The organism is Pseudomonas sp. R3-57 (assembly GCF_051132065.1).
GTDB lineage: Bacteria > Pseudomonadota > Gammaproteobacteria > Pseudomonadales > Pseudomonadaceae > Aquipseudomonas.
The window spans coordinates 4,492,805-4,506,444 of sequence record NZ_CP071655.1 but is presented as its reverse complement, the minus strand read 5'-3'; the positions used below and the strand labels follow the sequence as shown (position 1 = coordinate 4,506,444).

At 62.3% G+C, this 13,640-nt stretch carries 4 protein-coding genes; 1 reads left to right on the top strand and 3 read right to left on the bottom strand.

Annotated features, from left to right (window positions below; genetic code table 11):
* Positions 1 to 10: 10 nt before the first annotated feature.
* From J3P93_RS20220 to J3P93_RS20210, 3 genes are all read right to left on the bottom strand, one after another.
* Positions 11 to 1,372 carry an HlyD family type I secretion periplasmic adaptor subunit gene (locus J3P93_RS20220; RefSeq protein WP_434591163.1) on the bottom strand — a complete coding sequence of 454 codons (1,362 nt, stop codon included), beginning with the start codon at positions 1,370 to 1,372 and terminating at the stop codon, positions 11 to 13.
* A 9-nt stretch (positions 1,373 to 1,381) separates the two neighbouring features.
* Positions 1,382 to 3,541 (bottom strand): type I secretion system permease/ATPase, encoded by a 2,160-nt coding sequence (locus J3P93_RS20215; RefSeq protein WP_434591160.1) that lies wholly within the window; start codon positions 3,539 to 3,541, stop codon positions 1,382 to 1,384.
* 160 nt (positions 3,542 to 3,701) lie between these two features.
* Complete coding sequence (locus J3P93_RS20210) at positions 3,702 to 5,060, bottom strand: TolC family outer membrane protein (protein WP_093103615.1); 1,359 nt, start codon at positions 5,058 to 5,060, stop codon at positions 3,702 to 3,704.
* 532 nt (positions 5,061 to 5,592) lie between these two features.
* Between J3P93_RS20210 and J3P93_RS20205 the strand changes: the two genes are divergently transcribed.
* Positions 5,593 to 13,467, top strand: coding sequence for a retention module-containing protein (locus J3P93_RS20205; RefSeq protein WP_434591157.1), 7,875 nt, complete (start codon positions 5,593 to 5,595; stop codon positions 13,465 to 13,467).
* Positions 13,468 to 13,640 lie beyond the last annotated feature (173 nt).

Here is a 13,640-nt window from a genome sequence, read left to right as displayed (position 1 = left end):
CCGGATATCTCTAGCGCTCTCGCATCGCCTCGGTCCGCGCTTTCAGCACCGGTTTGAGCAGATAATCCAGCACGCTTTTCTCGCCGGTGATGATGTCCACCGTCGCCACCATCCCCGGAATGATCAGCAGCGGTTTGACGTCCCCGCCCAGATGGTTTTTATCGGTGCGCACCTGGATCAGGTAGAAGCTGTTGCCCTTGTCGTCAGTGATCGTGTCGGCGCCGATCAGCTCGAGTCTGGCGCTCAGCCCGCCGTAGATCGTGTAGTCATAGGCGCTGAATTTGACCATGGCTTTCTGGCCCGGATGCAGGAAAGCCACATCCTGCGGCCGTACTTTGGCCTCGATCAGCAGGTTGTCTTCCAGCGGCACGATTTCGACCATGTCGCTGCCCGGCTGGACCACGCCGCCAATGGTGTTGACCTTCATCTGCTTGATCACCCCGCGCACCGGCGAAGTCACCGTGGTGCGGGTGACGCGGTCATCGATGGCGATGCTGGTGGCGGTGATTTTCGACAGGTCGGTGCGTTTCTCGTTGAGCTCTTTGGCGGCTTCGGAGCGGAAGGTCTGCTCCGATTCGTCGATCTTGCTGCGGATCTCGGCAATCGCCGATTCGGCGCGGGGAATTGCCAGCGTGGTGGCGTTCAGCGAACCACGGATTTCCACCGCGCTGCGCCTGAGGCGAAGGATTTCCACCGGTGACACGGCGCCGGTTTTCACCAGCGGTTCGGACATGTTCATCTCTTGCTGCAATAACGCCAGGCTGGAGCTGAACTGGCCCTGCTTGGAACGAAACTCCGCCAGCTCCTGGGTTTTCTGCCGCAGTTGTTCGCTCAAGGTACGCTGCTCGCTGGCGAGGCGGCGCTGGCGCTGTTCGTACAGCGAGCGCTCGTCTTCGGCGACTTGCGGCGCCTTGGCAATCACCTCCGCGGAGAGTTTGAACGGCCGGCCCTCGGCCTCGGCGGACAGGCGTTCGACCTGCGCAGTCAGCGCGTAGCGGTCGGCCTCGCTTTCGCCTTTGTTCGAGCGAAAACGCGTGTCATCCAGGCGCAGCAGGGTATCGCCCTTGCTGACCATCTGGCCTTCGCGAACGAAGATCTCGGTGACGATGCCGCCTTCGAGGTTCTGGATTACCTGGACCTTGCTCGAAGGAATCGCCTTGCCTTCGCCCATGGTGACTTCTTCGAGCACGGCAAACTTCGCCCAGACCACCGCGCTGATCAGCAGCGCCGCCGCCAGCCACACGGTGATCCGCGATTTGCGCGGCGAATCCTGCAACGAAGCGCCGGCGGTTTCCGGCATGAAGTCGGCCTCGGCGCTCTTGCCGAAACTGTCGAAGTAGCCGCGATCCTGGCTATCGGTGGAAGCAGACATGGGCAACTCCTAGACCGCCGTCGAGCCGACACGGCCCTTGCGCAGTGCATCGATGACCGCTTCTTTCGGACCGTCGGCGACGACCTGGCCGTTGTCCAGTACGAGCAAGCGATCGACCAGGCTCAACATCGAGGTGCGGTGGGTGACCAGCAGCAGGGTTTTGCCCTGCACCCATTGATGCAGTTTCAGCCGTAGCTGATCTTCGCTGCTGTTGTCCATGGCGCTGGTGGGTTCGTCGAGCAGCATGATCGGCGGGTCGAGCAACAACGAGCGTGCCAGCAGCACCGCCTGGCGCTGGCCGCCGGAGAGCAATTGTCCGCGTTCGCCCACCGGCCGGTCGAAGCCTTGCGGGTGCTGGCGGGCCAGTTCGGTGACGCCGGTCAGCTCAGCCACTTCGAGCATGCGCGCGTCGCTGATGTAGCGAGCGCCGAGGGTGAGGTTGTCGCGCAGGCTGCCGGCCAGCAACGGCAGGTCGTGGGCGACGTAGCCGATCTGTTGGCGCAGGTCGGCGACATCGAGCTGGCGCAGGTCGAGGCCGTCGAGCAGCAATTGACCTTCTTCGGGTTCGTAGAAACCCATCACCAGCCGCGCCAGGGTGCTTTTGCCTGAGCCGCTGCGGCCGATAATGCCGACCCGTTCGCCGGGCTTGAGGCTGAAACTGACGTTACTCAGCGCCGGCGCATTCTGGCCGTTGTAGTGAAAGGTCACGCCGCTGACGTCCAGCGCGCCTTGCAGTTGCGTGCGTTCCAGCGGCCGCTGCTTGCCGTCGCGTTCCTGCGGCAAGGCCATCAGCGCATCGGTGCTTTTCATGGTCAGTTGCGCTTGCTGATAGCGGGTGATCAGCCCGGCGATCTGCCCCAGCGGCGCAAGTACCCGGCTGCCGAGCATGTAGGTGGCGACCAGCGCACCGACGCTGAGGTTACCGGCAATGATGCTGTAGACCCCGGCGACAATCGTCGCCATCCCCGAGAACTGCTGAATGAACAAGGTGCCATTGGTCGCCAGCGCCGAAAGGTTGCGCGCGTGGCTGTCGAGGCGGGTGAGGGCGCCGTGGGTGCTTTCCCATTTGTGCTGACGTTCGCTTTCGGCGCTGCAGGCCTTGAGGGTTTCCAGGCCGCCGAGGGTTTCGATCAGCAGCGCCTGGCGTTCGGCGCCGAGGCTCAGGCTCTGTTGCACGGTGTCGCGCAGTTTGACCTGAATGATCATGGCGAAAATGATCGTGAGCGGAAATGCCAGCAGCGGAATCACCACCAGCCAGCCACCGAGCAGGCCAATCACCGCGAGCATCAACACCACGAACGGCAGGTCGATCAGGCTGGTCAAGGTCACGGCGGTGAGGAATTCGCGCAGCCCCTGAAAATCATGAATGCTTTGTGCGAACCCGCCGATGGTCGCCGGCCGCGCCTTCATCGACATGCCGGTGATGCGTTCGAATAAGGTCGCAGACAAAATCACATCGGTTTTCTTCCCGGCGGTATCGAGTAAATGTGCACGCACAACGCGCAACACCAGTTCGAAACCGGTGCCGATCAACAGGCCGATCGACAGCACCCATAAGGTCGACGTCGCCTGGTTCGGCACCACGCGGTCGTAGGTCTGCATGACGAACAGCGGCACCATCAGGCCCAGCAGGTTGATCAAAAAACTGGCGAGAATCGCGTCGCTGTATAGCCATTTCGACAGCTTCAAGGTGTCGCGAAACCACGCCTGCACCCGCGGCACCAGCGGTGCGCGCAGGTCTTCGAGTTCGTGCCGCGGCCGGGCGAACAAGGCCTGGCCACTGTAGTGTTCGGCGAGTTCGTCGCGGCTGACCCATTGCTCGCCGCCATCGGCTTCACTGGGCAGCAGCAAGGCTTTGCCGTCGTCGCCGAAGCGCCGTAGCACCGCCGTGCGGCCGTCGTTGAGCAGCAGCAGGATCGGCAGGTTCAACGGCGAAATGTCTTTCAGATCACGGCGCAGCAAACGCGCCTGCAACCCGGCGCGGGCGGCCGCACGGGGCAGCAGATCCAGGCTCAGGCGTTGTTTGTTCAGAGGCAACCCGGCACTCAGGCTGGCGCGGCTGACCGTCGCACCGTGCAGTTTGCAGAGGATCAGCAGACCGTCGAGTAACGGATCATCGAAGCTCAAACGCGGATCGATGCCGGCGGCGCCGGTTTCCATGCGGGTCATATTGATTGCCTCAGTTGAACGGGCTTGGTTATCGGATCGTTCCCACGCTCCCACGTGGGAATGCAGCCCGTGACGCTCCGCGTCACTGGACGCGGAGCGTCCCTAGAGGCATTCCCACGCAGAGCGTGGGAACGATCAAGTGTCCACGGCGCCTATGGGGTTACTTCAACTCAGGCAAGCGCGCCTGGTTTTTCACCTCGGTCGCGGCAATCGCATCGGCTGGCAGCACCACCCGCTGCTTGCTCAGCAACTGGCCCATGTTCGCCAGCACGCGGTACATCGAGTATTCCTCGGTGTAACGAATTTCGGTGTAGCGACGGTTGGCGTTGTACAGCTCGTTTTCGCTGTCGAGCAGGTCGAGCAGGGTGCGTTGGCCGAGGCCGAACTGATCCTGATAGGCGGCGCGTACGCGTTTGGTGGTTTCGGCGTATTCGCGCGCGGTCGGCGTCTGTTTCTTCGCGTTTTCCATGGCGTTCCAGGCCAGACGAATATTTTCGTTGAGCTGGCGCAGGGCGTTGTTACGGATGTCCATCGCCTGGTTGATGTCGTGGGCGTTGGCCGCCAGGCGCGCCTTGTCGCTGCCGCCGCGGAACAGGTTGTAGTTCATCACCACGCCGACGCGCCACTCGTTGTCGTGGCCTTCATCGCCCTGCACGTTGTTGTTCGCACCCACCGCGGCTTCGGCGTCGAAGCGTGGGTAGAACGGCGACTTCGCTACTTCGTATTGGCTTTCGGCAGACTGCACGTCAGCCTGGGCCGATTTCAGGTACGGGTTGTTATCAACCATGCTTTGCTGGGCTTCGCGCAGTTCCGTCGGCAGTTCGCCGCGGGTCGAAGCCGGCGTTTCCAGCTCATCTGGCATGCGCCCGACCACGCTGTAGAAGTTCGATTCGGCGTCGGCCAGATCGACTTCGGCGGTATCGAGGTTGTTCTGCGCCAGCGCCTTACGCGCTACCGATTGATCGGAGTCCGCGGTGCTGCCGACGCCACGCTCGGTACGCAGGCCGATCTGGTCGTTGACCCGCAAGTGCGCCTGCAGATTGTTTTTCGCCAGCGTCACCAGTTCGCGACGCTTGAGCACTTCGAGATAGACCTCGATGGTGCGCAGGGCCAGATCCTGCGCGGTGCCTTGCGCGTAATAGGCGCGCGAGTTCGACACGCCTTTGGTGCGCTCGACCTCGTTGGCGGTGTTGAAGCCGTCAAAGATCATCTGCCGCAGACGCAGTTCGGACTGGGTGTAATTGAGGATCTCGGTGTTGTGGTTACCGAAAGCCCGGGTGTTGGTGTTGTCGCTGTAGCCGCGACCGTAGGCGGCATTCAGATCGACGGACGGATAGAAACCGCCCTTGGCAACTTTGACTTGCTCGTCTGCCGACAGCCGCGCATCCACGCGCGAAGCCAGTTCCGGGTGAGTGGCAATCGTGCTTTGAATGGCTTCAGTCAGATTCATGGCGTGGGCTTGAGAAGTGCAAGCCATGGCCAGCAAAACCGCGCTGCAGAGGGGGGTTAGAACGCGCATGGGTGCATCTCCGTAAGTCCTGATGGTGTGTTACTGTCGCCAAATAATTGACGATATTTTAAGGTGTCGGCGTCTCACTCTTGTAACATCAGAGCTAAGAACATCCTGAAGCGTAGCTAAGAAAAAATTTTCATAAGGCTTATGCCAAAAAAAACTTATGCGGTTTTTCAAAAGCAGCACATTGTTCAGCTCGAAAGCCTTTGTTTTATGCGCTTTAGGGAGCTCAAAAGGGCTTGAGGAAAGTTCCATTCACTTTGCTTTAGACGGCGAAGTACTGCTGAAGGGGAGGGACGCGTAACGGCGAGCGAGCGACAGTTTTTTGTCACTCGAGTGATTCACCACCGTTACGTAGCGCTAGTGGGTGCATTGCCTTGAACAGGATGCCGAAGTGCTTGAATGCGCTGAGGTTTTCCCGGCAAGGAACCCGCGAAACGAACTGTCGAGGGTGCGAGCGTCGCCCCCGGCAACCCGATTGAGCCATGGGCTGCTTCGCGAACCAGTGCCGACGGTGGTCGGCAGCGGAGGATTTCACATGGCAACGCTCATCGGTACGGTCACAAAAGTCATTGGCCAGGTGTTCGCTCAAGCGGGCGACGGCATCAAACGTCCGCTGTTCGAAGGCGATCGTTTGTATGCTGGCGATCAATTGATCACCGGCGCGGAAGGCGCGGTGGCGGTGAAACTGCAAAACGGCGAGCAATTGACCCTCGGTCGCGGAAGCAGCATCACCATGACCGGGCAACTGCTGGCCGATCAGGCGGTGCCGGTGAACGTAGACGAAGCCCAGACCCCGAGTCAGGCACAACTGACCGATGTCGAGCAAATCCAGAAAGCCATTGCCGCCGGTGACGACCCCAGCCAAAGCGCCGAAGCCACCGCTGCCGGGCCCAACGCGCCCAGCGGCAATACCGGTGAACTGGGCGGCGGTCACAGTTTTGTGCTGCTGAGCGAAGTCGGCGGCCGGGTCGACCCGATCATCGGTTTCCCCACCGCCGGTTTCAACGGCATCCCCGAGTTTCCCGACTATCGCCGCGACGCGGACAACGACGATGGCGATGACGCGCCCGCGCCGATCATTGCGCCACCGCCACCGGCGAACAACCCGGTGACGCTGACCGGCCTGGCCGTTCAGGGCGGCGAACTGTCGGTCAACGAAGCCAATCTGCCCAACGGCTCAGCCAGTAACAACGGCGCGCTGACCCAGCGCGGCACATTCAGCATTTCCGCCCCCGATGGTCTGACCAGCCTGAGCATCGGTGGCATCAACATAATCGTTGGCGGGGTGGCGGTCGGCTTCCCGCAGTCGATCACTTCGCAATTGGGCAACACCCTGACGATCACCGGTTACAACCCGGCGACTGGCGTGGTCAGCTACAGCTACACCCTCACCGGCAACGAAACCCATTCGGCCGGTGACGGCGCGAATACCGTCAGCGAACAGTTCACCGTGATCGCCGGCGACAGCAATGGCGACACCGCCACCGGCACCCTCGATGTCAACATCACCGACGACGTGCCCAAGGCGTTCGACGACAACAACGGCACCGCGTCAGAAACCCAACTGACCCTGACCGGCAGCGTGCTGACCAACGATGTACAAGGCGCCGACCGCGTGCCGACTGGCCCGATCACGCCCGCCACCTTCACCGGTACTTACGGCACCCTGGTGCTCAATGCCGATGGCACTTACACCTACACGCTGAACACCAGCGACGCCGATTTCAAAGCGCTGACTGGCGGCGGCAATGGCACCGAAACCTTCGCCTATACCCTCACCGATGCCGACGGCGATACCAGCACGGCGAACCTCATTCTGCAGATTCACAACAACGACGATCCGGTGGTCATCAACGGCCTGAACGTCGAGGGCGGCGAGCTGACGGTCAACGAAAGCAACCTCAGCGACGGCAGCGCCCCGAATGCCGGCGCACTCACGCAAAGCGGCACCTTCACCATCACCGCGCTCGACGGCGTCAGCACCCTGACCGTCGGCGGTATCGCCGTGGTCACCAACGGCGTGGCCGCAGGCTTCCCGCAATCGATCACCACGCCGCTGGGCAGCACGCTGACCATCACCGGTTTCAACCCTGCCACGGGCGTGGTCAGCTACAGCTACACCCTGGTCGACAACGAAACCCACCCGAACGCCAACGGCACGAATAACCTGCCGGAGCAGTTCGCCGTGACCGTGGTCGACGACAACGGCACCACCGCCACCGGCACCCTCGACGTCAACATCACCGACGACGTGCCCAAGGCGTTCGACGACAACAACGGCACCGCTTCGGAAACCCAACTGACGCTGACCGGCAACGTCCTGACCAACGACGTACAAGGCGCCGATCGCGTGCCGACCGGGCCAGTCACTCCCGGCACTTTCACCGGTACTTACGGCACTCTCGTGCTGAACACCGACGGCACCTACACCTACACCCTGAACACCAGCGACGCCGATTTCAAAGCGTTGACCGGTGGCGGCAACGGCACTGAAACCTTCGCCTACACGATCACCGACGCCGACGGCGATACCAGCACCGCCAACCTCGTCTTGCAGATCCACAACAATGACGATCCAGTGATCATCAACGGCCTCGACGTCAACGGTGGCGAGTTGACGGTCAACGAAAGCGACCTCAGCGACGGCAGCGCCCCGAATGCCGGCGCGCTGACCCAAAGCGGCACCTTCACCATCACCGCACTCGACGGCGTCACCACCCTGACTGTCGGCGGCATCGCCGTGGTCACCAACGGCGTGGCCGCAGGTTTCCCGCAATCGATCACCACGCCGCTGGGCAGCACGCTGACCATCACGGGTTTCAACCCTGCCACGGGCGTGGTCAGCTATAGCTACACCCTGGTCGACAACGAAACCCACCCGAACGCCAACGGCACCAACAACCTGCCCGAGCAGTTCGCGGTCACCGTGGTCGATGACAACGGCACCACCGCCACGGGCACCCTCGACGTCAACATCACCGACGACGTGCCCAAGGCGTTCGACGACAACAACGGCACTGCTTCGGAAACCCAACTGACGCTGACCGGCAACGTCCTGACCAACGACGTACAAGGCGCCGACCGCGTGCCGACTGGCCCAGTGACTGCCGGCACCTTCACCGGTACTTACGGCACTCTCGTGCTGAACACCGACGGCACTTACACCTACACGCTCAACACCAGCGACGCCGATTTCAAAGCGCTGACCGGTGGCGGCAACGGCACTGAAACCTTCGCCTACACGATCACCGACGCCGACGGCGATACCAGCACCGCCAACCTAGTTCTGCAGATTCACAACAACGACGATCCGGTGATCATCAACGGCCTCGACGTCAACGGTGGCGAGCTCACCGTCTACGAGAAAAACCTCAGCGACGGCACCAGCCCCGACACGCCAGCCCTGACTCAGAGCGGCACCTTCACCGCCACCGCGCTGGATGGCCTGCAAACCCTGACCGTGGGCGGCATCAACGTGGTGACCGGTGGCGTCGCCGCAGGCTTTCCACAATCGATCGTCACGCCGCTCGGCAGCACGCTGACCATCACCGGTTACAACCCGGCCACTGGCGTGGTCAGCTATAGCTACACCCTGGTCGACAACGAAGCCCATCCGAACGCCAACGGCGCCAACAGCATTACCGAGAACTTCAATGTCGTGGCCACGGACACCGATGGCAGCACAGCCAGCGGCCAGATCAACGTCAACATCGTCGACGACTTGCCGAGCGCATACGCCGACGCTGCGTCGGTGAAGGAGGGCGGCACGGTCAGCGGCAACGTGCTCGACAACGATATTGGCGGCGCGGATGGTCCGGCCGTCAGCGGTGCGGTCGTCGGCGTGCGCGCCGGTGCCGACACGTCCACATCCGCCATCGGCGGCCTCAATTCGCAGATCAACGGTACCTACGGCTACCTGACCCTCGACGCCAACGGCAATGCGGTTTATCACAGCAATCCCAACACCGTGAACGGCCCCGGCGCGGTAGACGTATTCACTTACACCGTACGCGATGCCGACGGTGATGAGAGCACCACCACCATCACCATCGATGTCTATAACAGTTGCCTGAAAGCGGTCAGTGACAGCGATGTCACCGTCTATGAGAACGCCCTCGATCTGAACAAGGACGGCCAGGATCTGGCGGCGGGCAGTGTGGTCGGCAGCGATCCGGGCAACAGCGGCGAAACCGCGTCCGGCACGCTGGTCGGCTCGGTCACCGGCGCGGTCGGTGCGATCAGTTATGCGCTGGTCGGCAGCGCCACCGGCAACTACGGGCAGATTCAGCTCAACCCCAACGGCACTTACACCTACACGCTGACCGCGCCGGCGACCACCACGCCGCAGGCCGACGACGGTGCCAACACCCTGACGGAAACCTTCACTTATCAGGCCACTGATTCACTGGGCAACATTGTCACCAGTACGATTGTGATCAGCGTCGTCGACGACGTGCCGAAAGCGCTGAATGACAGCAACGCCAACAGCGCTTCGGAGAACCAGCTGAGCCTCACCGGAAATGTGCTGACCAACGATGTGCAAGGCGCCGACGTGGTGGCGACCGGACCGAATGCCGGACCGATCACCCCCGGCACCTTCACCGGTACTTACGGCACGCTGGTGCTCAACGCCAACGGCACCTACACCTATACGCTCAACGCCAACGATGCGGACTTCAAAAACCTCGGCGGCGGTGGCAACGGCAGTGAGACCTTCACCTACACACTGACCGATGCCGACGGCGATACCAGCACCGCCAATCTGGTGCTGAACATCCATAACAATGACGACCCGATCTGCCTTGACGGCCTCGATGTGAAAGGCGGCGAACTGACCGTCTACGAGCGAAACCTCAGCGACGGCAGCAGCCCAGACACACCGGCTCTGACCCAGAACGGGACCTTCACGGTTACCGCCCTCGATGGCCTGCAAACCCTGACCGTCGGTGGCATCGCCGTGGTGAACAACGGTGTCGCCGCAGGCTTCCCGCAATCGGTCGTCTCGCCGCTGGGCAGCACCTTCACCGTCACTAGTTACAACCCGGCCACCGGTGTCGTGAGTTACAGCTACACCCTGGTCGATAACGAAACCCACCCGAACGCTAACGGCGCCAACAGCCTCACCGAGAATTTCGCCGTCGTCGCTACCGACACCGACGGCAGCAGCGCCAGCGGCCAGATCAACGTCAATATCGTCGACGATCTGCCGATTGCCAATCCGGATGCAGCCTCGGTTGCGGAAGGCGACACCGTCAGCGGCAATGTCTTCAGCAACGATGTGGGCGGCGCTGACGGTCCGGCGCTGACCGGCGCAGTGGTTGGCGTGCGTGCAGGCGGCGACACATCCACTTCTGCCATCGGCGGTTTGAATTCACAGATCAATGGCACTTACGGCTACCTGACCCTCGACGCCAACGGCAACGCCGTCTATCACAGCAATCCCAACGTGGTGAACGGCCCGGGCGCGGTGGACGTGTTCACCTACACCGTGCGCGATGCCGACGGTGACGAAAGCACCACCACCATCACCATCGACGTGCACGACAGCTGCCTGATAGCCGCCAGCGATTCTGACGTGACGGTCTATGAAAAAGCCCTCGACCTGACCAAGGATGGCCAGGATCTGGCGCCCGGCACGGTGACCGGTAGCGATCCCGCCAACAGCGTCGAAACCGCGACCGGCACGCTGGTCGGGGCCGTCAGCGGTGGTACGGGTGCGATCACCTACAGCCTGGTCGGCAGCGCCACCGGCAGCTACGGGCAGCTGCAGCTCAACGCCGACGGCACCTACACCTACACGCTGACCTCGGCGCCGAAAACCACGCCGAACGCCAACGACGGGCCGAACACCCTGAGCGAAAGCTTCACTTACAAAGCCACCGATGCGCTGGGCAACAGCACCACCAGCACACTGGTGGTGAACATCGTCGACGACGTGCCGAAAGCCGTCGCGTCGGATCGCTCGGTGGCGGCGGTGGAAATCGACTCCAACATCCTCATCGTTCTCGATATTTCCGGAAGCATGGCCGACGCCTCTGGTGTCCCAGGCCTGTCGCGGCTGGATCTGGCCAAGCAGGCGATCAGCGCCTTGCTCGAAAAATACGACGACCTCGGCGATGTGAAAGTGCAGCTCGTCACCTTCAGCAGCGGCGCCACCGATCGCACCTCGGTGTGGGTCGATGTCGCCACGGCAAAAACCTTGCTCGCCGGGCTCAACGCCGGCGGCGGTACCAATTACGATGCCGCGGTGGCGGTGATGCAGAGCGCGTTCAACACCTCGGGCAAACTCACCGGGGCGCAGAACGTCGGTTACTTCTTTTCCGATGGCAAACCCAACGAGGGTGACATCGGCACGGCCGACGAAGCCGCGCTGAAAAACTTCCTCGATGCCAACAACATCAAGAACTACGCCATTGGCCTGGGCAGCGGCGTAAGCAATGCCAACCTCGACCCTCTCGCGTATGACGGCATCAGCCACACCAACACCAACGCGGTGGTGGTCACCGACCTCAATCAGCTCAACTCGGTGTTGTCCGGCACAGTGCAGGGCGCACCGGTCACTGGCTCGCTGCTCGGCGAGGGCGGTTCGTTCGGCGCCGATGGCGGTTTCATCAAGTCCATCGTGGTCGACGGCACCACCTACACCTACGATCCGAAAGCCCTCAGCGGTCAGGGCTCGTTGACCGCGAGCGGCGGGGCCAATCACGGCACCTTCAACACCGCCAGCAATACGCTGAGCATCGCCACCCACAACAGCGGCACGTTGCTGATCAACCTCGACACCGGCGAGTACACCTACACCTCGCAGAAAACCACCGCCGTGGTCATCACCGAGAACATCGGCTTCACCGTCAGCGACAACGACGGCGACCTCGCCAGCTCGACGCTGACCGTCAAAGTGATTCCCAACGCGCCACCCGTGGCAATCGACGATCACGTCATCACCAACGTGCTGTCGGGCAACATCGTGGTGCCGGGCGAACTGTTGCTGGCCAATGACACCGATCCGACCGGCGACACCCTCAACGCCACACCGACCAGTTTCAACACCGGCTGGATTTCAAAAGCGGCGGACTTCACCGGCTCAGGTGCGATCACCTTCAATGTCCAGGCCAACAACACGGCCAACCAGAACCTCGCCAACGTGCGCAACGCGTTCAATGCCAACGCCGCGACCATGACCGCCGTGCTCGTTGTCACGGGGTATCTCGGCTCGGTGAGCAACAGCAACGCCAACGACGAGGACCGCATCACCGTCAACCTACGCCAGGGCGAAACCCTCAACCTGGATCACAACCTCGATCCCGGTCGGATCAGCATGGAGTACTCACTCAATGGCGGCGCCTGGATTGCCCTGACTGACGGGCAAACCCTCACGGCATCAGCCGATGGCGTCTATCAGATCCACATCACCAACATCGCCAACGCTACCGGGAACGGTAACCCGAACGGGGCGGAAAATTATCAACTGAGCATGACGCTGAACTACGCCGGGGCCCACGACGTGACCGCGGATTATCACGGCACTTACACCGCCAACGACAACCACGGCGGCAGCGACACGGCCAACGTCAGCATCAGCTATCAGGACGGCCACATCCTCACCGGCACCGCCGGCGATGATGTGCTGGTGGCCGGCAACGATGACAACATCATCAATGCCGGTGACGGCAACGATGTGCTCACCGCCGGTAGCGGCAACAACGAGCTGCACGGCGGCGCCGGCAATGACTTGCTCTACAGCGGCGCGGGCAACGACCTGCTCGACGGCGGCGCCGGCAGCGACACCGCCAGCTACGCCCACGCCACCGCCGGCGTCAGCGTCAACCTCGGCCTGCTCGGCGCGCAAAACACCCTGGGCGCCGGCAGCGATACCCTGACCGGCATCGAAAACCTGCTCGGCTCGAACTTCAACGACAGCCTCACCGGCGACAACAACAGCAACGTGATCAACGGCGGCCTCGGCAACGACACCCTCAACGGTGGCGGTGGCGATGACCTGCTGATCGGTGGCCTGGGCAACAACACCCTGACCGGCGGGGCCGGGGCGGATACCTTCCAGTGGCTCAAGGGCAACAGCGGCCACGACCTGATCACCGACTTCACCCCCGGCACCGACAAGCTCGACCTGTCGCAACTGCTGCAAGGCGAAAACGCCAGCACCGCCTCGCTGGACGACTATTTGCACTTCACCGTCAGCGGCAGCGGCGCGTCGGTGATGACCAGCATCGATGTCAGCGCCATGGCCGGCGCCACGCCGAACCAGACCATCGATCTGGCCGGCGTCAACCTCGCCAGTCACTACGGCGTCACGCCGGGGGCGGACGGCATGGTGGCTGGCGGGCATGACACGGCGACGATCATCAGCGGCATGTTGAATGATCATTCGTTGAAGGTGGATACGGTGTAAGCGCAGTCCGAAACGAAAAAACCGCCGTCCCGGTTATCGCGACGGCGGTTTTAGTATGCCTGAGGGTGCTGCATTGCTTATAGGTCAGTCTTCGCGAGCAGGCTCGCTCCCACAGGGGAACGCGGTCAACCCATGTGGGAGCGAGCCTGCTCGCGATGGGGCCAGAACTGGCA